Here is a 21,558-nt window from a genome sequence, read left to right as displayed (position 1 = left end):
AACCCGGTCGTCACGGTGGGGTTGACGTTCCGCCGACACGTCCGAAGCGCCCTCCCCTCGTCAGAAGACCCGCCGCGAAGCGGCTCAGCGGCAGGTCGAACACATCGTCCACCCGGGAGAACCATTCGGCGCTGATCCTGCCCAGGCCCTGGAACTGCTCGACGACCGGCCGACGGGTCTCCTCGTACAAGGAAAGGGCCCGGTGGAGGCTGCCGGCGGCGGCCAGGCTCTCCACCAGGACCACGGCGTCCTCGAAAGCCAGGTGCGTACCGCTGCCGATCGAGTAGTGCACCGTGTGTGCCGAGTCGCCGACCAGCACGATGTTGCCGCGGGACCACGACCGCACCGTCCGTTCCCGGAACCTCCGCCAGACGGAGTTGTCCCGCGCCGGATCGGGGCGAACGGGAAGGCCGAAAAGGGCCGTGAGGTCGGTCGGTGTGCGCGCTCGCCGCCCTTCGACCAGAAAAGTACCGGCGGAGTCACTGAAAGGATACGCGTGCGCCATGTAACAGCCGTCGACAGTCGATTCGGCCAGGAAGGTCAGCGTGTCGAGGGACTGGGCGGTGCCGAGCCAGGCATAGGGCGGGCCGATCTCTTCGACAGTGGTGACGAAACCGGCCTGGTGTGCCTGCGAGCCCGCGCCGTCCGCGCAGACCACGAGATCGTACGAGCTCGCAAGAGCGGGCAGTTTCGGCGCCTCACGTTCGCGGAGAACCACCCCCTGCGCGTCGCATTCCCGCCACAGAAGCCTGTTCAGGGTGGAACGCGCGATCGCCGCCATCGGCGGGGTCGCCGTCATCCACCGTTCGCGGTTCCGGCTGACGCAGGTCTTCTCCCAGCGGGCCAGATGGGGGGAGACTGCGTCCGCCAGGCGTGGCACGGTGCGGCGGAGGAGGTCGAGCACTTCCGGGGGGAGGATGACGCCGAAGCCCGCGGTACCTTTCCGGTTTCGCTCCCATACGACGGCGTGGTCCGCCACACCGCGCTGCTTGAGCAGCAGCCCGGTGAGCAGACCGGCGGGGCCCCCGCCGATGATCGCGACTCTCACGGCCTTGCCCCGCTCCGCTCACCGACGACGGCCGAGAGCCGTGCGGCCACGTCGGCAGCCGACGGCATCTTCTCCATCTCGTGCCGGATCGCGACCGCGGCCTTGCGCTTGGCCGAGGAGGAGAGCACGTCGGTGGCCGCCCGGGTGAGTTCCTCGGTGTCCAGCGCGTTCAGGTCGAGCACCGTGCCCGCGCCGCACGCCTGCACCGCTTGGCCGTTGCTCATACTGACCGTTCCGGGCATGGGGATCGCCACCTGCGGCAGGCCCGCGGCGAACGATGTCAGCACGGTCCCCGAGCCGCCGTGGTGGACGATCGCGTCCGCGTGGTCGAGGGTGAACTTCAGCGGCAGCCACCGCTCGATCCGCACCCAGGGGGGGAGCGGCTCGGGCAGGCGGTCCAGGACCGCGCCGCCGGAGAGGATCACCGCTTCGCAGCCTGTCCCGTCCAGGGCCTCGATGATGCGGCGGTAGGTGTCCCCGCGCCGGGCCTGGGCTTCGGTGGACCCGCAGGTCAGTACCACCCGCGGCGCCTCGCGTTCGCCGAGCAGCCACGGGGGCACGTCGGCGGCGCCGTTGAAGGACCCGTACCTCATGTCCAGCCGGTGACGCGGGGTCCCGTTGGTCCAGGGCAGCTCGGCGAAGTTCGGCAGCGACGGCGGCAGCACGTCCACCTCGACCTCCGCCTCCGGGACGCGGTCGGGAAGGTCGTCGCGCTCGGCCAGTATGTGCTCCAGGGCCGGGGCGAACGTGGGGAGCGGGGTTCCGTAGCCGTGCAGCACCCCCACGGCCCCGAGCGCGTGGGCCGCGACCAGGCCGCAGGCGTGGATACCCGGGTACACGACGGCTTGCGCGCCCCACCGCCGGCCGATCCGGAGCAGGTCGTCCAGCATGCGCAGCCCCACATCGCCGAAGTGGGCGCCGTGGACCCGCAGGGCCTCCGGGTCGTCCGCCGCGTGCCCGGACCCTCCGCTCACGATGACGTCGAGCAGCCGGTCGTAGGGCTCTCGGGCGTCGAGCCGCCCGCCCGCGTCGATGGTGGTGAGACCGGCGCGGCGGGCGGCGTCGGCGGCCGGGCCGGTGGTGGCGACCAGGACGTCGTGGCCGTCCAGGACGAGCTGCTGGGCCAGCGGGACCAGCGGCAGGACGTGGGCCACGACCGGCATTGACGTGAACAGGTACTTCATGAGGGGGAGGTCACCCTTCCTAGGTGATCCAGGCTGAGCCGACCGAAACCGGTCGCGGGGTCGGCCAGGTCCAGCGGCAGGTCGAAGTGGTCCCGGTCGGGGACGACGTGGGAGGCGACCGGGAGGGCCGAGGAGGCGAGGTGGGCCTCGTAGGCGCTCTGCTGGCGCAGGTAGGTGCGGGTCTCGTGCCGGCCCGCGGCGAGAAGGACCGAGTCGCACCGTGGTGCGGGCATCCGCAGGGGACTGCACTCCTCCGCGGTCGCACGGGTCAGCCCGAGGGCGTCGTTGACGTAGGTGTCCGGGATCTCCGTCAGGTCGTACAGGCCGCTCATCAGCAGGGCGCTCCGTGCGCGGGGCGTCGCGGGGTCGGCCAGCGCGCACGCGAGCAGGTGCGCGCCCGCGCTGCTGCCCGCGACGTGGACCCGGCCGGGGTCCACGCCGTAGGACCGCCCGCGGTCGGCGATCCAGGTCAGGGCCCGCCGCACCGAGAGAATCATGTCCGGCAGAGTCCGCTCCGGTGCCAGGCCGTAGCCGACGGCGACATAGGCGAAGCCTTGGGACACGGCGTTCTCGGCGGCGAAGCACGCGTCGTCGATGCCGGATTCCTGCCAGTGCCCGCCGTGCACGAACACGAGGGCGGGGTTGCCGGAACCGTCGGCCGGGAACACGTGGCACGTCTCGCCGGGCCGATCACCGTACGGTACGGACTCCTCGGCCCTGAGCCTGCGCCGGGCGGTGTCCCCGCGCTCCCGGTACAGGCGCAGGGACCGCTCCGGTTCGCGCGCGGCCGAACTCGGGGAGTATTCGAGGTCGAGGCGGTCAGACGGCATCGGGCTTGCGTCCCTCGATGACGCCGTGCGGCGTCCAGCCGTTGCTGCGGATGCGCATGATGTCGACGAACCCCGTCTCCTTCAACCAGGCCTCGTGCTCGCACCACCGGTAGATGGTCGCCTCCTCGGTGGGCAGCGTCGCGAAGTAGACGCTGTCCAGGGCCGCGTAGAGCGGTCCGCGTCCGTCGTCGTCGGCGAACGCGTTGAAGACCGCGACCCTTCCGCCGGGCCGCAGTGTGTCGTGCGCCTTCTTGAGCAGTTCCCGGTTCTGCTCCGGGGACCAGATGACGAACTGGTGCGCGAACAGGACCAGGTCCGCCCCGCTCGGCAGGGGGTCGGAGAACATGTCGCCGACGACGACGTCGATGCGGTCGGAGAGCCCGGCGGCCCGGATGTTGTCCCTGGCCACCTCGATGGCGCCCTCCAGGTCGAAGACCGTCACCCTCAGGTGGGGGTGGGAGCGGGCCAGCGCGATGGCGTTGACCGCGTCACCGCCGCCGACGTCGAGCACCGTCGCCGTGTCGCGGTAGTCGACCTGGTCCAGCAGCACCGGGTTGGACAGCTCGGACCACGAGTGCATCCCCCGGAAGAACAGGTTCTCCAGCTCGGGGGACTGCTCCAGCCGGGTGTACAGGTCGTTCCCCGTACCGGGCAGGTGCTTGAGCCCCTCGTTCTCCCCGCTGCGCAGCGATTGCGCGTACTCCGTCGCCGGAAGGTAGGAGAGCCGCTGCTGGAAGTCGAGGATGTTGCGGATCAGCGGCCACGTGCCGTCCTCGATCGCCTCGCGCAGCGGAGCGCTCGGTGTGTACACCCCGTCCGCGCGGTCGGTGAGTCCGAGCGAGGTCGTGCCGAACAGCAGCTTGCGCGCCGATCTCACGGGCAGGCGCAGCCCTTCGGCGACCTGCTCGCAGGTCGACGGGCCGTTCAGGGTGAGATACTCGAACAGCTGGAGTTCGGAGGCCGCGTGCAACTGCTGGAACGCGGAGAACCCGAAGATCAGCGGAACGAGGGACTTGAGGTCGGCCTTTCCGGTCATGCCTCGGCTCCGATCAGTTCGACACTCTCTTTCTCGCCGACGAGCCGGGGCTCCGGGATCGGGACGAGGAACCGTCCGCCCTTCGCGAGGAAGTCGCTCTCCTTGAGGAGGATCTCCGCGCAGTAGTTCCACGCGAGCATCACGTACACGTCCGGTGGCCGCTGGGCGGCCTCCTCCGGCGAGATCACCGCGACACCGAGACCGGGGATCAGGGTCCCCTGCTTGGCCGGTGTGGTGTCCGTGCAGTACGCGAGCGAGGAGGCCGGGATCTCGCTGGTCGTCAGCAGCGTCACCCCCTTGGCCGACGCTCCGTATCCGGCGACGACGCATCCGTCGGCCACCAGCTCCTCGATCGAGGTACGCAGGGAGACCCGGAGCCCGTCGACGGCCGCGGCGAACTCGTCATAGGTTCCATCGCGGCCCATCCCTGCGGTCTCTTCGAGCCGGAGCATCGACTCGACGCACTCGGTGTCCGTCTCCCGGGCAGAGTCCGCATGCGTCGCCGTGACAACGATCGAGCCGCCGTGCACCTCGAACCGATCCACTCCCACGATCCGCAGCCCGCCCCGCTCCAGCAGCCGGCGCAGGGTGCCGACGAGGAAGTACGACAGGTGCTCGTGGTACACGGTGTCGAACGCCCGGCGCGACATCAGTTCGACGAGATAGGGCACTTCGAAGGCGAAGATCCCGTCCGGAGCCAGGAGCTCGCGCACCCCGCGCACGAGGTCTTGGACGTCGTCGACGTGCGCGACGACATGGCGGGCCAGGATCAGGTCCGCGGGGCCCCGCTCGCCGCGTACCTCCCGGGCCACGTCCGACGTGAAGAAGTCCGTGCGGGTGTCGATGCCTCTCGCGCGAGCCTGCTCGGTGATGTTCCGCGCTGGGTCGATCCCCAGCAGCGAGCAGCCGGACCCCTCGAACTTGGCGAGCTGGTCCCCGTTGTTGCTGCCGATCTCGACGACGAAGGAGGCCGGGCCGAGCGCGAGTTCACGCCGGAAGCGCTCGGCGAGCTCCTCCATGTGCTCCTGGATCGTCCGCGAGGGCGAGCTCACGTAGTAGTACTGGTCATAGAGGTCTCCCGCGTCGATCACGTGGGTCAGCGACGTGAGGCGGCATGCCCGGCACGACCTCAGAACGAGGGGGAAGACCTGCTCCGGGGCCGAGGGGTCCGTCACGAACGCGTTCGCCGGCGGGACCCGCCCGAGGTCGAGGAAGGTGTGCCAGTCCTGTGCGCCGCAGACCCGGCACACTTCCACCGAAGATGAACGGCTCGATGTCATTGTCTCTCCGCTTCTGGAGGTCATGGCGTGAAGGACATGACCGCGTCGATCACGCGGCGCTGGTATTCCGGTGTCATCCCCGAGTGCAGGGGGAGGCGGGCGAGTCGCCGGGGGAGGGCGGCGGCGACCTGGCACCCGTGGGGGGCGATCCGGCCGAAGCGGCGTCCGGCCGGGCTGTCGTGCAGGGCGCGGTAGTGGACCGTCGCGGTGACCTGCCGGCTCGCCAGGTGATCCAGGAGGGCGTCCCTGGCCTCCTCGGTGGGCAGGACGAGGTAGTACACGTGCGCGGAGTGCGTGGTACCCGGCGGAACGTGCGGTGTCTTCACCCCGTGCCGCCCCGCCCAGTCCGCCAGCTCCTCGTCGTAGGCCCGCCAGTACCGGTGCCTGCGGGCCTGGACCTGGTCGAAGGTCTCCAACTGGGCGGCGAGCAGTGCGGCCGACAGCTCGTTGAGCATGTAGCTCGACCCGAGGTCGACCCACTGGTACTCCTTGACGAGCCCCTGGAACAGGCGGTGCCGGTCGGTGCCCCGGTCCTGGATCGTCCGCGCCCGCTCGACGTCCTCGGGGTCGTTGACCAGCAGCGCCCCGCCCTTGGCGCAGTGCACGTTCTTCGTGGCGTGGAAGCTGAGCGCTCCGAACCGGCCGAACCCGCCCGCGGGCCGTCCGCGGTAGGTGCTGCCCAGGGCCTGTGCCGAGTCCTCCACCACGGAGAGGCCGTGCCTTTCGGCGACGGCCAGGATCGGTGCCATGTCGCAGGGGACCCCGGCGTAGTGCAGCACGGCGATCGCCTTCGTGCGTTCGGTGACCGCCGCCTCGATGTGATCGGCCCGGACGTTGAGGGTGTCGGGGTGGCAGTCGGCGTACACCAGGCGGGCGCCGCGCAGGGCGAAGGCGCTTGCGGTCGGAGCGTAGGAGAACGCGGGGACGACGACCTCGTCCCCGGGTTCGAGGTCGAGCGCGAGCGCGCTCATCTCCAGCGCGTGCGTGCACGAGGGGGTGAGCAGGATCGAGTGGGCACCGGTGACCCCGCGCAGGAAGGCCGTGGCCTGCTCGGTGTACCGACCGTTCCCGTCCAGTCTTCCCGTCTCCAGGACGTCCTGGATGTAGGCCAGCTGGTTCGGCGCCACGTGGGGTTCGCTGAAGGGCGGTGCCCCGGTGGAGATCGCGTTCATCGGACGAGCTCCATCAGGGTGAAGTCGATGGTGATGTTCCCCTGGTCGTCCGAAGCGCGCTGGAACACCGTGCCGGCCCCGATCTGCTCGTAGGGGGCCGCGAAGCTCGCGTCACGGAACAGCCGGAGGGTGAAACCGCGGCGGGCGGCGATGCTCTCGACCTCGCCCACGTCGCCCATCGCCGCGCTGAAGCCGAGGAAGGCCCGGCCGTCCTCGGCCAGATGCTGCCCGAGGCCGAGGAAGAAGCGGTCGTGGAGCCGGTAGCCGGGGTCGAAGAAATGGTCGGTGAGGTAGTCGTCCTCACTCGTGCGCGAGATCGGGGCGTTGATGAAGGGCGAGTTCCAGAAGACCAGGTCGAACCGCTGCTCCGGTTCGACCTCCGCGAAGAGATCGCTGCGCAGGGCGGTGACCCGGTCCGCCACGCCGTGCCGGGAGGCGTTGAGCCGGACGCTCTCCACGGCGTGCGGATTGATGTCGACCGCCAGTACCCGGGGGCATCCCGACAGCGCGGCGCTGATCGCGGCCACCCCGCAGCCGGCGCCCATCTCCAGCATCGATGCGACCCCGGCGTACGGGAGCCAGTCGGTGAAGAGCTCGGTGGCGGTGTTGTACTCGCTTCCGACGACGCCGGCGAGCTGGTGCCACTCCCTGCCCCCCAGGGTGAACACCCTGTCCTCCATGCACTGCTCCCGTGCCTTGTGCAGCGCGTCGATCGCCATCTCCCTGCCGAGCTCGTTCATGGCGTCCTTCCTTGCTCGGGGTCCTCCAGACGGGTCCGGAACGTCCACAGCTCCGGGAAGAACCGGTGCTCGTTGACCTCCCGCAGCCAGGCGGCACCGTCCGTTCCGCCGGTACCGCCCTTGCCGCCGAGCATCCGCTCGACCACGAGCAGGTGCGTGGCCCGCCATCGCGAGAACTGGTAGGCGACTTCGAGCAGGCACTCCGCTAGTCGGTGGGGGCCCCGGTGGCGCCGCGGATCGCCGTAGACCTCCAGCCACACGTCCTCGACACCGGTGCTCGGTTCGTGCTGCCGGTCCGGCGGCCGTCGCAGGCAGGGCTCTGGCACCGCGAAGCCCTGCCGGGCCAGGTGGCCCAGTGCCGCGTCGTACAGCGACGGCTTCGCCAGTTCCGCCCGCACCTGCTCGGGCCCCGCGCGCAGGGCGGCCCGGGTGTGCCGCTCGGGCCGGTTCCCCATGACGAACTCCAGGGTCCGGTAGACGAAGGACTGCACGCCCGAAGCGTCGTTGAGGACGTGCCGGAACGCGACGAACTCGTCCGCGGACATCCCGTTCATGGACTCCCAGCAGGCCGTGAGGACGCCCTGGCTCCGGACCGCTCGCGCCAGGGCCGAGCAGGCGCCGTCGAGGTCGTCGTCACCGAGCGCGGTCCTGGCCGCGTCGAGATCGCTGATCACCACGCGGAAGAGCAGTTCCTTGACGTGGCTGATCAGGAGGAAGCTCAGCTCACCCCGCACATCGCTCCGCGGACGCTGGAGCTCGTGCAGCTCCTCCATGCGCGCGTACGAGACGTACTCGGGTACTGCGGTCATCGTGATCCCTCCAGGACGTGAACGAGTTCCCGAGCCGCGTGCCACACCTGGACGTGGCTCACGTACAACGGGGCGAAGGCGATCCGGATCAGGTCGGGCGGACGGGAGTCGAGGAGCAGGCCGCGTTCGGCCAGCTCGTGCTCGACCTTCGCCGCGTCGGGCACGCTCAGCGCCAGGTGTCCGCCGCGGCGGGAAGCGTCTCTGGGAGAGACGAGCCGCGCGAGGAGACCGGGGGAGCGTTCCCCGACACACGCGAGGAAGAAGTCCGACAGCGAACGGCTGCGCCGGCTGAGCGCCTCGATCCCCGCCCGGGTCAGCGGCCCCAGGGCATGATGCAGCGCGACGAGACCGAGCAGGGGCGGCGTTCCGGTCCGGGCGCGGTCGATGCCCTTGGCGGGAACGAAGTCGGGGGACATCTCGAAGGGCGCCGCGTGGCCGTGCCACCCCGACAGGGGCAGGTCCACGGCGGAGTGCAACCGCTCCGCGGCGTAGAGGTAGGCCGGCGCTCCGGGGCCTCCGCCCAGGTACTTGTACCCGCAGCCGACCGCCAGGTCGACGCGGTTGTCGTCGACGTCGGTCGGCAGGACCCCGGCCGCGTGGCTGAGGTCCCACACCGACACCGCCCCCGCGGCACGGCAGAGAGCGGTCGTCGGTCCGATCTCGCGGAGTTCGCCGGTGCGGAAGTCCACCGGGGCCGCGATCGCGGCGGCGATCTGCGACCCGCGGGTCCTGAGGGCCTCGTCGAATCCGGCCGTCGGCTCGACGAGCAGCCGGCGGCCGAGCAGGCGCGCCACGGACCGCGCGACGTACAGGTCCGTGGGGAACGCGCCGGCCTCGATCAGCAGGACCGGCCGGTCCTCCCGCAGGCGGCAGGCGGCCGTCACCGCGTTGAACAGCGTCGTCGACGTGGTCTCCCCCGCGACGACGGTCTGCCCCGGCCGGGCCCCCAGCAGCTCTCCGATCGCGTCGCCGACGGTGCGCGGCAGGTCGAGCCAGCCGTCGGCGAACCACCCCTGCACCTGCCGGGGCGCCCACTGGCCGTCCACCACCCGTCCGAGCTCATCCAGCAGGCCTGCGCGGGGAGGTCCCAGCGAATTCCCGTTCAGGTGCACAAGGCCACCCGTGAAGAACTCGTGTATACATTCTGAAAGCGGATCCTGGATATCTCGACGTTCGGCCTCGTCGAGTCCTTCGCGCATGTCCCCCCTTTCAGGGTTTGCCCCGGCGGCAGATTTCTTCCCTGCCGTACGAACGTAGCCTCTCAAGAGGAGAAGGCGCCATCAAAGATTGATCAGCCCATTGTCAGAGATTCCTTGAAGCTCTGGGCAGGGGCCGGCTCCGCGGATGTCCGGTCAGCGGGAGCTCCGACCTGTACGGATGTCCGGGGGTGGAGCCGGACGCCGTGCGAGGGGAGGCCGTGGGGCCGGCCTGACCTGGCAACTCCCCTCTGTGCTCGGAAAGTTTGAGGTCCTCTGAATATCTTCTGATTGCCGACCCGGTTGGGCTCGTCGAATATGAGACGGGAGCATCTCCGACCATGGGAGCTTCATGAACGGAAGCGAAATTGCACCGAAGTTCAACCACATAGCCATCCAGACCGATGACGTCGACTCGACGATCCGTTGGTACGAGGATTTCCTGGGTGTCACCGTGGAATGGGAAATCGACACGTTCTCCTCGCTCACCCTCGAACGACTCCCCGGGATCAGGAAGCTGGTGGAACTGAAGGCGGGGGAGGTTCGGTTCCACGTCTTCGACCGGAGCGATCACTCGCGGAGCGGACCGCCGCCCCTGGACTTCCAGTTCCAGCACGTGGGGATCGAGGTGGACGAGCCGGCGCATCTCGTGGAACTGCGGGAGCGCTGGCTGCGGGTCCGTGAGTCCGACACGGGGATCCGCTGGAACCGGGACGAGCCCCCGTCGGAGATCGTGGTCGACTCGGACGGGATGCAGAGCCTCTACGTACTCGATCCGAACGGGCTCGAGATCGAGTTCATCCACTTTCCGAAGAGGAAGACATGAGAGCACCGGACGAACAGGGAGCCTTCCTGCCGCGGATGCTCTTCCTACCCCCGACCGGACACGGCTACGGCGAGGACGACGGCGCCCCCGCTGCCGTCGGTGCTCTCGCGGGGGAGGAGTACGACCTGTTCGGCCCCGCCTGCGAGGACGGGACCGGCCTTTTCTGGTACCGGTGGATAACGGGGCACCAGGTCTCGTTCCTCCTGTGGAGGCTGCTGGGCGACGCTCTCGAACGCAGCACCCACAGGGCGCCGACGCACCGCGAACGCGAGGCTATGGCGGCGTGCGTGGACGGGTACAGCGCGATGCTGCTCTACTCCGCCACCGTCCCCCGCGAGCACTACCACACGCACATCCGCGTGCGCATGGCGCTCCAGCATCCCGCCTTCAGCGGGGCCTGGGCCTCCGACTACCGTCCGCTCCGCCCGCTCTTCCGGGCGAGGTTCCCCTGGCAGTCGGACCCCTCGTGCAAGGCCCTGCGCGAGGCGATCGCCTTCAACCACGCGATGCACGCCCGTATCGCCGACCACCTCGTTCCGGACGGGCAGTCACTGCTCCAGCAGCACCCTGGCGGAACCGGCGTGTCGGGGGAGGCGGAGGACCTGTTCGACAACTTCTTCATGACCGTCCGGCGCCCGGTCGGCCGCTCCGCCCTCATCCGCCAGCTGAACTCGCGGATCGCGGGGATCGCCGCCGACCTCGCCCGCAACGGCCTGTACCCCCAGGTCGAAGGAGAGCATCACCCGGTCGTTCCGGAGTCGTCGGGCGACGCGCTGGAGCACCTGGCCGTGAGCGTGCTCCGCCTCTCGCATCGGGCCGCCCTGCTCTCGGTCGGCACGGAGAGCCCGCTGGAGGAAGCCCACCTATGAAGCACGGCATCGTACTGCTGCCCGAGCACGAGTGGAAGGTCGCCGCGGAGAGGTGGCGCGCCGCCGAGGAGATCGGGTACCACCACGCGTGGACCTACGACCATCTGATGTGGCGCTGGTTCGCGGACCGTCCGTGGTACGGCTCGGTGCCCACCCTGGCCGCGGCGGCCACCGTCACCGGCACCATCGGGCTCGGGACACTGGTGGCGACGCCGAACTTCCGTCACCCCGCGGTCTTCGCCAAAGACCTGGCGACACTCGACGACATCGCCGGGGGCCGCCTCGTCTGCGGGTTGGGGTCGGGCGCCCCCGGGTTCGACGCGGCCCTCCTGGGCCGGCCCGAACTCTCCCCGCGCGAGCGGGCCGAGCGGTTCGAGGAGTTCGTCGGCCTGCTCGACGCGCTGCTGACCGGAGGGGACCTGGATCGGACCTCGCACTGGTACACGGTGAGCGGGGCGACCTTCCACCCGCGGGCCGGGCAGCGGCCCCGCCTGCCCTTCGCCATCGCGGCGGCCGGTCCGCGGGGCATGGCGCTCACCGCCCGGTTCGGGCGGTACTGGGTCACCAGCGGACCACCGAACGATTTCCACTCGCGTCCTCTGCGCGAGATCGTCCCGGTGCTCCGGAAGCAGATGAGCCGCCTCGACTCGGCCTGCGAGCGCGAGGGGCGCGACCCCGCGGACGTGCGCCGGCTGTTCGTGGCCGACGCGTCGGCGGGTGGCGTCACCGCTTCCCTGACGGCCTACGAGGACGCCACGAGCGCACTTGAGGCCCTGGGGTTCACCGACCTCGTCGTCCACTGGCCCCGGCCGGACCACCCCTACCAAGGTGACGAACGGGTGGTCCTGGACTTCGCCCGCAACAACCTGGGCGGGAGGCCGTGATGGCCCGCGCCAGGGTCGACATGTTCGGCTCCTCCCCCGGCATGGGGAGCGCGCTGGACGTGCTCGTGCCGGACGGGTTGCAGCCCTGGGACGAGACGGCGGTGGCCGCGCACGCGCGCGACACCGACGCGCACGAGACCGCGCTGGTGACCTCGTGCGCGGAACGCACCTTCGAGACCAGGATCTTCCACCCTGACGGGGAGAGCCCCTTCGGCACGCACTCCCTGGCTGGGGTGGCCGCCCACCTGGTCGCGAGCGGCCGGCTGAGGCCCGGTTCCGATCCGGTGGCGCGGAGCACCCCCGACGGCCTCCAACGGGTCTGGACCGACGGGCACCGCGTCCGGGTGCCGTTCCACGGGCCTGCGGTCCACCACGGCGTCTCGATCGGCCCCGGCCTCGTCTCCCGGTACGCCGACCGGGCGATCGAGTCGGGGGTCGGGCGCCGGTTCACCCTCGTCCGCGTCGACGAGGACCCGCGGAACCTCCCCGCCCCCGACCTGCGGCTGATGCGGGAATCGGGCCTTTCCGATCTCACGCTCTTCCGCTGGGACCGCGACCGCCGGCACGTGTCGGCGCGGGTCTTCGCACCCGGGTTCGGATTCCCTGAGGACTCCGGCTGCCTGCCCGCTGCCAGTGCCCTCGCGGTCGCCGTGCTGAGCCTCGACCCCGCCTCGCACGGAGTGCCCATGGTGGTGACCCAGGTGACCGCGCGCGGCACCGCATCGGTCTTCGACTGCGTGGGCTCTGTCGTCGGCGGCACCGCCGACCTGGAGGTGGCGGGGAAGGTCTGGGCCGTGGACCGGTGGTGACCCCGCGGCCCGGAACTGGGGCCGGCCGCGAGGGCGCCTTCCCTCGCACCTCGACCCGAGCTCTTCCGCTGCCGCCGCACACGGGTGCGGCGGCAGCGGGGGCCTCCGGCGATGGCCCGGGGCAGGGCGGGGGCGTCCGAGGGGGCGCTCCGGGCCCGGCCCGGCCGCACGCTGCCCGCACGGGGAAACTCCGCGACGGCCTGGCCGAGACCGGCGATACGGCCGGAGCCGTCCCCGCACAGCGGGGCAGAGGACCGGACACGTACAGCAGGGCCTTCAGACCGGTGCCGGGGTCGTTGCCGGACACGGCCAGGAGCGCCTTCCCGCCGGACCCGACGGCCTCCCGGCCCCGCCGCGCGGCGCTCGCGCTCGTCCTCCCGCGGTGGGCGCCGCGGTCCCCGCGAACTTCTCCATCTGCCGGATGACGTCCTCGATCGCCTTCTTCTCCTGGTCGGGCGGGTAGTCGAACTTGGCCAGCAGCCGGTGCACCCGGTTGCGCAGCTTGGCCCGCACCGGCTTGCGCGAGAGCCAATCGGTGCTCAGGTTCCTCTCCACGTCCCGCACCAGGGCACGGGCGATCTCGGCGAGCACCTCGCCCTCCATCAGCCTCTTGGTGCTCCCGACGGCACACACCGCGTCGTAGAAGGCCAGCTCCTTGTAGTTGAGCGGCGGGTCGAACCGCTCACCCCGGCTGAACTCGGACATGGCCTCCTGCGCCAGCGCGAACAGCTCGGCCAGCACCCGGCGCTGGTGAGCTGCTCGCGCATGTAGCGCAGCATGAGCGCCTCCAGGCGCTCGGTGAAGCACTCACGGCTGATCGCGTTGTGCCGGGTGGCCTCGCGCGTCTTCTCCTGGGCCAGGCGGTGCAGCGCCTCCACGACCAGATGGGGCGTCTCCGACTCCTGGAGGCGTCGCAACTGGACCTCGTTGAACCGGGTGACGTTCAGCCGCCCCAACCCCGCCTCCGCGTACAGGTCGGTGATCTCCTCGGCGTTCACCGCCGAGGCCGCCAGCTGCGACAGGTACCGGCTGATCTCGGCGGGCAGGGCCTCCCCGCGCGTCTCCCGGTCGGCGGCCTCGATCTTGACCACCCAGGCGCGCACCTCCACGAAGAAAGCGATGTCGCGCCGCCAGTGCTCCACCTCCACGAACCGCTCGGCCAGTTCCGCGCTCATCGAGCACAGCTGGTAGTAGCGCTCCAACCGGGTGGCGCTCTCGCGGAAGCGCTCCGACAGCGACTTCCCGTCCCCGTCCTCCGGTTTGTGCCGGGCCGGGGGCGAGACGAGGTGGTCGGCGACCGTCTTCAGGGCCCGCAGCCGCGCGCCCTTGTCCTCGACCTCCAGCAGGCGCCGCCACCCCACCCCCGACAGCAGCCCGCAGATGACCTCGGCATCGACGAGTTGCGCGAGGAACAGCAGGCGATCATCGAGCTCGGTGAGAGCATGCCCGGCAGCGCTTTCGCGAACCTTGCCGCGGAGGTGCGCCGAGGTGGCTTGTGGCCCCGGAGCGATCTGCGCACCCCCATGGTGCTCGACACGGACATCGGCGGGGACCCCGATGACGCCATCGCGCTCGCCGCAGCAGCACGTGTGGTCCCGGATCTCTCTTTGGTCCTGATCAACGACGAGACCGGCGGAGACATCCCCTACGGGGGAAGGGCGCGTTTCGCCCGGGTCCTCCTGGACGAACTGGGGCGGGGAGACGTCACCGTGGTGTCGGGCCACAGTGTCGGTGGTACTCGGTACTTCTGCGTCGACCCCCTTGTGCCAGCAGCGGTTCCTTTCCGGCCCGCAGGCGTCGTGGCCTCGTGGAAGAGCTTCTGAACAGTACTCAGGGGCCTTTTCGCTGGGTGGGTATGGGAGCGTTCAGCAACCTGGCCAAGGTGCTGGAAGAGATCCCTGGAGCAGGGGAGAGGCTGCTGGTCACCCAGATGGGTGGTGCTGTCGACTACCGCGATCCCTCACGTGCCGAACACAACGTGCGCATGGACGTCGCCTCCGCTCACACGGTGTTCAAGGTAGTGAGGGAGGGACTGCTTCCGGAGATCAGCCTGGTGACATCGGATGTCACGTTCCGGAGCGAGATCCAGGTGACCAGGGAGAGCACGCTCTACTCGCTCCTGTCCGCAGGAACGGGCTGGAAGCTCCTGTTTCGGGAACACTTGGACCTCTGATTCTCCGCGTTCCACCCGGGGAGCATCCAGCACGATTCCCTCACCTTCACGGCGGCGCTCCGCACGCCCTTCGTCAACCTCGACCTGGCCACTGTCTCTCTGGACGACGCGGGGCGGATGTCCCTGGACGACACAGGAACCGAGATCTGGATGAGTTCCTCGGCGAAGTACCCGGCTTTCAACTCCTGGCTCGAGAGAGCTCTCTTCGAGACGGAGTAGAAGATTGCCATGCTCCGACGGCCCCCCGGTTGAGATGCCTTGCCCGTAGGCATCTGAGTGCCATTAGGGTGAGGACGGCACAGAGCAGGAGGGAAGGGATGGCGTGGGGTCGATGAGCGGTACGCCCTCACAGATCGGTGAGTACACGGTCGACCGCGAGCTCGGCTCCGGCGGCATGGGCGAGGTCTACCTCGCCTACTCGCCCGCCGGCGACCCCGTCGCTGTCAAGTTGATCCGTGCCGACCGCCTGGACCCCGTGGCCCGCAAGCGCTTCGAGCGGGAAGCGGAGATGGCCAGGACGGTTGTGGGCACCAACCGGGTGGCGCGCTTCCTGACGGCCGACCCCTACGCGCAGCGTCCCTGGATGGCCATGGAGTACGTCCCCGGCCAGACCCTGCTCGACCACGTCGGGCAGCACGGCCCCCTCTGTGTCAGGCTCAAGTGGGACACAAGGGGATAAAATTCGCTAACTAGCACAAGTAGGGCGAGGACAGGTAGCAACCACGGTGACGATGACCAGCCACGACCTCCAGGCCGCAGACGAGGGGCCACGAACCGACCGGCCCAAACGCCGGACCTTCACCCCCGCCTACAAACTGCGGATTCTTCAGACCTACGACAGCACCCCCGCCGGTGAGAAGGGTGCGCTGCTGCGCCAGGAAGGGCTCTACGACTCCAGCATCCAGTTGTGGCGCCGACAGCGCGATGCCGGCGAACTGACCACCTCCTCAGCAGGCAAGCCGGCCCCCGCGAAGAAGAAAACACCCGAACAAGCTGAGCTGGAACAGCTACGCAAGGAAAAAGCACGACTGGAGCGCGCCAACGCCCGGATGTCCAAGAAGCTGCAGCAGACCGAGGCCGCCATGGAAATCCTGGGAAAAGCACACGCGCTCTTGGAAATGGTGTCCGAGAGCGCGGATTCGGAGAACTCGTAGCCGAGATCCGCCAGGATGTCCGCACCCAGCTTGAACCGCTTGTCGGAACCAAGGCCTCGTGCCGCCTGTCAGGAATCAACCGCTCGACCCATTACCGGCACCGCACCCCCGCACCGAAAGCACCGGAAAAGACGCCGCGTTCCGTACCGCCGAACCGGCTCTCACCTGCTGAAGTGATCTCAGTGAGTTTGCTTCTCGATATTGGTCAGAGCCAGCGCGGCTTGCACGATCGCGCCGATTTTGGACGGGCTCATCGTGGTGTGGCGCAGCACTCTCCACCGTCCGGTCAGGACCGCCATCGCGCGCTCGCCGATGCACCGCAGGCCGCGTAGCAGCCGGTTGTAGGTCCGGTCATCGACGTGCCAGCGATGCTCGTCGACCTCGGGCGGACGTTTGATCGGCGTGCGCACCCCCACACCAGCGCCCTCGTAGCCGGGGTCGGCCAGCACTACCACCCCGTCGGCCGTGGCCTTGTGCATGAGCGGGAACACGTGCCGGCGTGCGGCGGTGATGTCGGGCGTGGACCCGGGCTCGACGTCGGATACCCATAGCGGTTCTCCTCGGGCATCGGAAAGGAACTGGATATTGCCGCCGTGGCGGTGTTTGTGGCCGCTGTACCAGAGGTCGCTTCGGCCGGTGGGGCCAGGCTCCGAACAGCGGTCGGAAGGAAACAGTTTTCCGTCCAGGATCAGGGGGTCGTCGGGGGTGGTGCGGGCGTGTTCGAGGACCTGGTGCAGGTCGGGGGCTTGGTCGGCGAGCACGTCGATGCCCTCGTCGACGTAGCGGTAGCCGGTGGCCCGGGAGATGCGGTTGTCCCTGGCCAGGGCGTCGATGGCGGTGCCGTCGCGAAACCACCGCAAGACCAGAACTGCCTGTTTGTAGCAGGTCAGGGCGCGGGTGCCCGTGCGGGTGCCGCGGCGTTGGCGTTCGGCGTTCAGCAGGGCTGAAAGGTGCCAAACGGTGGTCTGGTCCACGTCGAGGGTGGCAGTATAGGGAACCACGTGGAGCCTTTCAGGTGGTCCGGTGGAGATTCGACACCTCGCCTTCTACCTGGGGCTCCACGTCTGTGTCAGGGGAACGGAAATTCACCCATGGATGCACTTCTCGTCTTTATTGCCGGTTTTCTACTGCTTCCCGGCTGCTGAGATCACCTCGCTGAGAGCCAACACATCATCGCAGTGCTCAACAGCGAGCGGTTCCGGGACAAGGCGCCCCGGCAGGTATGGGCCGCACTGCTGGACGAGGGCGTCTACCTGTGCTCGGTCTCCACGATGTACCGCCTGCTGCGGGCCCAGGGCCAGACCCGGGAGCGCCGGGCCCAGGCCAGCCATCCGGCCAAGAAGAAACCGCAGCTGATGGCCCGCGTACCGAACCAGGTGTGGAGCTGGGACATCACGAAGCTGCGCGGTCCTGGGCCGGGGCGGTTCTTCGACCTGTACGTCATGATCGACATCTACTCCCGGTACGTGGTGCACTGGGAGGTCCACTCCAGCGAATCGGGAGAGATCGCCAGAGAGTTCATGGAGAACTCTATCCGCGCCAACGCAGGGATCGCGGCCGAGACGATTCATTCCGACCGCGGCAGTGCGATGACGTCGCAGTCGGTGGCTGAGCTGCTGTCCATGCTCGGGATCACCAAGTCGCATTCTCGGCCGAAAACCAGCAACGACAACCCCTACAGCGAAGCTCAGTTCAAGACGCTCAAGTACTGTCCGGTGTTTCCCGGCAGGTTCGGGTCCATGCAGGATGCCCGGCAGTTCTGTCGGTCCTTCTTCGAGTACTACAACTTCAAGCATTACCATTCTGGGATCGGGCTGCACACGCCTTTCACGGTCCATATCGGTACCGCGCATGCGATCCAGCACAAGCGGGCCCAGACGGTCGAGGTGTTTCGGGCGGCCAACCCGCAGCGGTTCACCAGCCGGCCTGTGTTGCCCGGTCTTCCCCCGGTCGCGTGGATCAACGAGCCCAGCGAGCAGGACTCTGCTGAACAGCGCGCTTCTGACCTGCGGGAAGCTGCTTAGAGATCACTGCTCCGTGTCCGATTCGACTTGACACATTCCGGAACCCCGTGGAGGAGGAGAGGGCCGCCAACACCGATTTCCGGTCGGTGGAGCTGTCTTCGCAGCGCCTGGTGGACGTGGTGCTGGACCGGTGCCGGTTCAGGGGGGCACGGCTGACGGGGGTGTCCTTGGTCCGGGTGTCGCTCTGGGACGTGCCCTTCGAGGGATGTCAGTTCGACTACGCCACCTGGGCGCAGGTCAGGGCCATGGGTGATGTGGCGTTCGCGGGCTGCTCTTTTGCGGAAGCGGTGTTCGAGGGGTGAGACCTGCGGAACGCGGTCTTCGACGACTGCGCTCTTGGTGTGGAGCTGCAGGGAACCTTCGTGACTGGCGCTGACGTGCGGGGGTGCGACTTGTCGGTGCCGGCGTCGCTGCGGGGCACGACGGTGGCGGTGGGACAACTGCGCCAGCTGAGCGAGGTCATGGTTCGCGACTTGGATCCGACGGTGACGGAAGTACTGTTCCAGCCGCTCGTCGGGAGTGGCGAGGACCTTGTCCAGGGGCAGGTGGGGTTGTGCCAGATCGGTGGGAACGGCGCTTCCGCTGCGGTCCTGGCTGTTATGGCGACAGGATGCTCTGACGGCAGAGCCCGGTCGTGGTCTACGGGGACTACAACCGGGCTCTGCTGGTGTGCGGGGCTACTGGAGAGCGGCGTGGAGGAAGCCGGCCCACTCGTCGGCAGGGAAGGGGAGGTGTCCGGCGTTGGGGTGCTTGGAGTCGCGGATAGCGGCACCACAGGGCAGGTCGGCGACTTCGACGCAGTTCTGGTTCTGGGCGCTGTAGCTGCTCTTCCGGAAGTTGGCGGGGATGTGGGCGACTTCGACGCAGTTCTGGGCGTGCCCGCTGTAGCTGCTCTTGCGGAAGTTAAGGACGGTGGTCATGAGGGCTCTCTAGGGACTTCATGATGCTGGTGATGAGATCAGCGGATTGCACTGTGCTCAAGGCTGAACCTTGGATGTCACTGAAGGTAACACTGTGCGCCTCCACTTCATCTTGCTCCTCCAGGAAGAGCCCGTTGGAGGCTGTGTCGATATACACGATGGGAAGGTCTAGAGGGTCAGGGAACTCAAGGACGGTGAAAGGGGCGCACAAGCCAGCATGAGAGCCGGCGTTGGCAGGAAGCACTTGGACATCGATGTTGGGCATCTGTGCCATGTGGTGCAGATGCCCAAGCTGTGCCTTAAGGATCTCCTTGCTGCCGATTTCCCTGCGAAGAGCGTTCTCCTCGATGATCGCTCGGAACCGAGCAGGGTTGTGCCGGACCAAGATCTCTCTTCGGGCCATGCGAGCTTCAGCTTTCTTCCTGAGGATCTCGGAGTCTGTGAAGCGTCCTCCTCTCAGCAGGGCCTCAGCGTACGCAGGTGTTTGCAGCAGACCTGGGATCATCTGTGTCTCAAAGGTGCGGATCACGGATGCTTCGGCTTCGAAGTCAGGTAGGGCCCGCTCCGTGAAGACCTCCTTGTACTTGGACCACCAGCCGCGCTGGCGGGCGTCCTTTGCGAGCGCCTGCATGGCTGCACGTTTGTCTCGATCGATGATCCCGTAGAGATCCATCAGCTTGTCGAGATCGTCTGCTTTGATGCGCTTAGTCTCTGTTGTCTCCATTTTGGAGACTTTCCCAGAACTCCACTTCAGCTGATTGCCAACCTGGGTAGCGGTGTAGCCAGCTGATTCTCGAGCTTGACGGAGCATCGTTGCCAGGCGGCGCAAGCGAAGAGTGGGACTGTTCGGAGGGGTCATGGCAGCACTCTAACGAAAATTTTTGGGAAAGTAGAGATCTCGCTTGAAAACTCTACGATTTCTAGTTAGCTTTGAGGTGTAGCAAGTAATCATCTGGTCACACAAAGTCTGTGCTGGTCAGGCTACGCCTTGCCCGTTCCGCGCATCACGGCAACCGTGAGACTCCTTCAACGGGCCTGTTCAACCCCTGTTCATGCATGCCAAGGAGTGCATACGCCATGCCTTTGACCACCCGTGCCCCGATGCCCGAGCTGGGCCAGGCCACCGTCCCGCTCTCGTGCTTCATCCGCTCCGCGCACCGCCACTACTTCTCCGGGCGGGCGGAGCGGCCCGGTTACCGGATGCGCCACTACGAGTTCGCCGGCACCCCCGCGGTGATGCCGCTGGTGCGCGCGTTCCTGGACACCTGCGCCGCCGACCAGAGCAGCGACTACCGCTACCTGTTCACCCTGCTGGGCTCGGAACTGGCCACGAACGCCCTGCGGCACTCCCTCTCAGGGCGGCCGGGCGGCAGCTACGTCCTCAAAGTCGAGCGCAACCGCGAAGGTCTGCGTCTGACCTGCCGTGACCTGGGCGGGCTGTGTGAGCGCGATGTTCACCTGGCCCCCAGCCCCGACGGTCTGGACCTGGGCGCTGAGTCCGGGCGGGGGCTGGCTCTGGTGGACGCCCTGGCTTCCGAGTGGGGTGACAACGGCAACGCCCAGTACCGCAGCGTCTGGTTCTACCTGGCCTACGACCTGGCCGGAAGTTCCTGGAACACCCTCACCACCAGCTGAGCTGCTCACGCTGCACATGTCGATGACATGAGACGGGCCCAGGAGAGCGCGGCAACGCTTCTCCCGGGCCCTGAATCCCCCAAAACCCAAACCACACATACAGGATGGAAAAGAGGATCTGATGCAGAATCCTATCCCCGCCCCGCGCCCGGCTGTCGACCCCCGGCCCGAGCCCACCCAGCTGCCCTGGCGCCGCCCCCTCCCCGGGCCCGTCTGCCCGGTGTGCGGCCACCCCTCCTGCCGGCGCCGACGCGCCCAGCAGCTGCCCCGCCTGGGTGGCCACCGCGCCGAATACGCCCGCGAACACGCCCACGCTGCCGCGCTCCAGCGCCAGTACCGGCACCTGATCGTCTACTACGGCGAGGCCACCCAGTCCTTCTGGGCCATCACCCCCACCGGTCTGATCGAAGGCCGTGACATCGATGCCCTCCTGTTGGCGCTGTGGCCGCACATTCAGGGGTCTGCTGTTCGAGGTGGTTTCCAGAGGCAGGTGGCAGGAGGGGCCGGGGTGGTGGCCGCCGCCTGACAAGAAAAAGCAGCCTGCGGCGGGGAGTAGGTTCTGGGGGCGTGGAGCCTTTTAGACTGGTCAGTGGCCGGGTCGGCGGGTAAGTCTGTGGGGCTTGTCGTGCTTTATTCCTTTTGTTTGTTGGTGTCTGTTTTTCGCAAACTTGCAAAATCAGGCATCCTGGCGGGGTAAAGGCGCAGGTCAGCAAGACTGCTCCCCGCGCACACGGGGATGGACCCTCGACGTCCTGCTCAGACACCTGGGTGTTCTCCTGCCCCCCGTGCACGCGGGGATGGACCCGTGGCGGTGAACGACTACGAGGGATTGGTGGACTGCTCCCCGCGCACGTGGGGATGGACCCAAGCCGGCCGAGTATGTAGAAGAGATGGTCGAGCTGCTCCCCGCGCACGCGGGGATAGATCTGAACCTGCCTGGAACAGGGAGTCCCCGGCTCTCGTCTAGGT

The 21,558-nt window shown here is 68.3% G+C and carries 24 protein-coding genes and 1 pseudogene; 12 read left to right on the top strand and 13 right to left on the bottom strand.

Annotated elements, in window-relative coordinates; translation table 11 throughout:
- Nucleotides 1-10: 10 nt before the first annotated feature.
- The 9 genes from FHS13_RS12540 to FHS13_RS12500 are packed head-to-tail and all read right to left on the bottom strand — an operon-like array spanning nt 11 to nt 9,298.
- A complete protein-coding gene (locus FHS13_RS12540) occupies nt 11-1,048 on the bottom strand; it encodes an FAD-dependent monooxygenase (RefSeq protein ID WP_184291790.1) in 1,038 nt (345 codons plus the stop codon).
- Complete coding sequence (locus FHS13_RS21745) at nt 1,045-2,232, bottom strand: glycosyltransferase (protein ID WP_184291788.1); 1,188 nt, start codon at nt 2,230-2,232, stop codon at nt 1,045-1,047. Before FHS13_RS21745 ends, FHS13_RS12540 begins: the two co-directional genes overlap by 4 nt.
- On the bottom strand, nt 2,229-3,062 hold the full coding sequence (locus FHS13_RS12530) for an alpha/beta hydrolase (protein WP_184291786.1): 834 nt from the start codon (nt 3,060-3,062) through the stop codon (nt 2,229-2,231). Before FHS13_RS12530 ends, FHS13_RS21745 begins: the two co-directional genes overlap by 4 nt.
- Entirely contained in the window at nt 3,052-4,098 is a 1,047-nt protein-coding gene (locus FHS13_RS12525) for a methyltransferase (RefSeq protein ID WP_184291784.1), read from the bottom strand. Before FHS13_RS12525 ends, FHS13_RS12530 begins: the two co-directional genes overlap by 11 nt.
- On the bottom strand, nt 4,095-5,378 hold the full coding sequence (locus FHS13_RS12520; protein WP_184291782.1) for a class I SAM-dependent methyltransferase: 1,284 nt from the start codon (nt 5,376-5,378) through the stop codon (nt 4,095-4,097). The genes FHS13_RS12525 and FHS13_RS12520 overlap by 4 nt, the downstream gene beginning before the upstream one ends.
- 20 nt (nt 5,379-5,398) lie before the next feature.
- Entirely contained in the window at nt 5,399-6,550 is a 1,152-nt protein-coding gene (rffA, locus tag FHS13_RS12515) for a dTDP-4-amino-4,6-dideoxygalactose transaminase (RefSeq protein ID WP_184291780.1), read from the bottom strand.
- On the bottom strand, nt 6,547-7,290 hold the full coding sequence (locus FHS13_RS12510; RefSeq protein WP_184291778.1) for a methyltransferase: 744 nt from the start codon (nt 7,288-7,290) through the stop codon (nt 6,547-6,549). The genes rffA and FHS13_RS12510 overlap by 4 nt, the downstream gene beginning before the upstream one ends.
- Nucleotides 7,287-8,099 (bottom strand): tryptophan 2,3-dioxygenase, encoded by an 813-nt coding sequence (locus FHS13_RS12505; RefSeq protein ID WP_184291776.1) that lies wholly within the window; start codon nt 8,097-8,099, stop codon nt 7,287-7,289. The genes FHS13_RS12510 and FHS13_RS12505 overlap by 4 nt, the downstream gene beginning before the upstream one ends.
- Nucleotides 8,096-9,298, bottom strand: coding sequence for an aminotransferase class V-fold PLP-dependent enzyme (locus FHS13_RS12500; protein WP_184291774.1), 1,203 nt, complete (start codon nt 9,296-9,298; stop codon nt 8,096-8,098). Before FHS13_RS12500 ends, FHS13_RS12505 begins: the two co-directional genes overlap by 4 nt.
- Nucleotides 9,299-9,647: 349 nt before the next feature.
- Here FHS13_RS12500 and FHS13_RS12495 point away from each other — a divergent pair, with 349 nt between their 5' ends.
- The 4 genes from FHS13_RS12495 to FHS13_RS12480 are packed head-to-tail and all read left to right on the top strand — an operon-like array spanning nt 9,648 to nt 12,683.
- Entirely contained in the window at nt 9,648-10,121 is a 474-nt protein-coding gene (locus FHS13_RS12495) for a VOC family protein (RefSeq protein ID WP_184291772.1), read from the top strand.
- Nucleotides 10,118-10,990 (top strand): L-tyrosine 3-hydroxylase, encoded by an 873-nt coding sequence (locus FHS13_RS12490; RefSeq protein WP_184291770.1) that lies wholly within the window; start codon nt 10,118-10,120, stop codon nt 10,988-10,990. Before FHS13_RS12495 ends, FHS13_RS12490 begins: the two co-directional genes overlap by 4 nt.
- Nucleotides 10,987-11,874 carry an LLM class flavin-dependent oxidoreductase gene (locus FHS13_RS12485; RefSeq protein ID WP_184291768.1) on the top strand — a complete coding sequence of 296 codons (888 nt, stop codon included), beginning with the start codon at nt 10,987-10,989 and terminating at the stop codon, nt 11,872-11,874. Before FHS13_RS12490 ends, FHS13_RS12485 begins: the two co-directional genes overlap by 4 nt.
- Nucleotides 11,874-12,683 (top strand): PhzF family phenazine biosynthesis protein, encoded by an 810-nt coding sequence (locus tag FHS13_RS12480; protein ID WP_184291766.1) that lies wholly within the window; start codon nt 11,874-11,876, stop codon nt 12,681-12,683. Before FHS13_RS12485 ends, FHS13_RS12480 begins: the two co-directional genes overlap by 1 nt.
- Before the next feature lie 276 nt (nt 12,684-12,959).
- Here FHS13_RS12480 and FHS13_RS12475 read toward each other — a convergent pair.
- Nucleotides 12,960-14,044, bottom strand: a pseudogene (locus FHS13_RS12475) (DUF3387 domain-containing protein).
- 39 nt (nt 14,045-14,083) lie between these two features.
- On the opposite strand from FHS13_RS12475, the gene FHS13_RS21485 reads away from it, so the two are divergent.
- The 4 genes from FHS13_RS21485 (at nt 14,084) to FHS13_RS21165 (ending at nt 16,010) form a co-directional block, all read left to right on the top strand.
- On the top strand, nt 14,084-14,506 hold the full coding sequence (locus tag FHS13_RS21485; RefSeq protein WP_246405260.1) for a hypothetical protein: 423 nt from the start codon (nt 14,084-14,086) through the stop codon (nt 14,504-14,506).
- 59 nt (nt 14,507-14,565) lie between these two features.
- Nucleotides 14,566-14,856 (top strand): hypothetical protein, encoded by a 291-nt coding sequence (locus FHS13_RS21480; protein ID WP_343065004.1) that lies wholly within the window; start codon nt 14,566-14,568, stop codon nt 14,854-14,856.
- Between the two features lie 331 nt (nt 14,857-15,187).
- Nucleotides 15,188-15,535 carry a protein kinase domain-containing protein gene (locus FHS13_RS12465; RefSeq protein WP_221442840.1) on the top strand — a complete coding sequence of 116 codons (348 nt, stop codon included), beginning with the start codon at nt 15,188-15,190 and terminating at the stop codon, nt 15,533-15,535.
- A gap of 52 nt (nt 15,536-15,587) precedes the next feature.
- Nucleotides 15,588-16,010, top strand: coding sequence for a transposase (locus FHS13_RS21165; RefSeq protein ID WP_221442839.1), 423 nt, complete (start codon nt 15,588-15,590; stop codon nt 16,008-16,010).
- 179 nt (nt 16,011-16,189) lie between these two features.
- Here FHS13_RS21165 and FHS13_RS12455 read toward each other — a convergent pair whose 3' ends face one another.
- Complete coding sequence (locus tag FHS13_RS12455) at nt 16,190-17,011, bottom strand: transposase family protein (protein WP_184291763.1); 822 nt, start codon at nt 17,009-17,011, stop codon at nt 16,190-16,192.
- Between the two features lie 168 nt (nt 17,012-17,179).
- Here FHS13_RS12455 and FHS13_RS12450 point away from each other — a divergent pair, with 168 nt between their 5' ends.
- Both FHS13_RS12450 and FHS13_RS21475 read left to right on the top strand, forming a co-directional pair.
- Nucleotides 17,180-18,034 carry an IS3 family transposase gene (locus FHS13_RS12450; RefSeq protein WP_343065021.1) on the top strand — a complete coding sequence of 285 codons (855 nt, stop codon included), beginning with the start codon at nt 17,180-17,182 and terminating at the stop codon, nt 18,032-18,034.
- A gap of 47 nt (nt 18,035-18,081) precedes the next feature.
- A complete protein-coding gene (locus FHS13_RS21475; RefSeq protein WP_246405257.1) occupies nt 18,082-18,336 on the top strand; it encodes a pentapeptide repeat-containing protein in 255 nt (84 codons plus the stop codon).
- Between the two features lie 375 nt (nt 18,337-18,711).
- On the opposite strand, the gene FHS13_RS12440 is transcribed toward FHS13_RS21475, so the two are convergent.
- Together FHS13_RS12440 and FHS13_RS12435 are read right to left on the bottom strand one after the other, a co-directional pair.
- Nucleotides 18,712-18,954, bottom strand: coding sequence for a DUF397 domain-containing protein (locus tag FHS13_RS12440; RefSeq protein ID WP_184291759.1), 243 nt, complete (start codon nt 18,952-18,954; stop codon nt 18,712-18,714).
- A complete protein-coding gene (locus tag FHS13_RS12435) occupies nt 18,938-19,813 on the bottom strand; it encodes a helix-turn-helix domain-containing protein (RefSeq protein WP_184291757.1) in 876 nt (291 codons plus the stop codon). The genes FHS13_RS12440 and FHS13_RS12435 overlap by 17 nt, the downstream gene beginning before the upstream one ends.
- A gap of 218 nt (nt 19,814-20,031) precedes the next feature.
- Between FHS13_RS12435 and FHS13_RS12430 the strand changes: the two genes are divergently transcribed.
- Both FHS13_RS12430 and FHS13_RS12425 read left to right on the top strand, forming a co-directional pair.
- Complete coding sequence (locus FHS13_RS12430) at nt 20,032-20,589, top strand: ATP-binding protein (protein WP_184291755.1); 558 nt, start codon at nt 20,032-20,034, stop codon at nt 20,587-20,589.
- Between the two features lie 121 nt (nt 20,590-20,710).
- Nucleotides 20,711-21,115: a hypothetical protein gene (locus FHS13_RS12425; protein ID WP_184291753.1), complete on the top strand. Its 405-nt coding sequence runs from the start codon at nt 20,711-20,713 to the stop codon at nt 21,113-21,115.
- Nucleotides 21,116-21,558: the final 443 nt, after the last annotated feature.

The organism is Nocardiopsis algeriensis (assembly GCF_014203695.1).
Classification (GTDB): Bacteria; Actinomycetota; Actinomycetes; order Streptosporangiales; family Streptosporangiaceae; genus Nocardiopsis; species Nocardiopsis algeriensis.
This window is presented reverse-complemented; position numbering and strand designations above follow the sequence as displayed.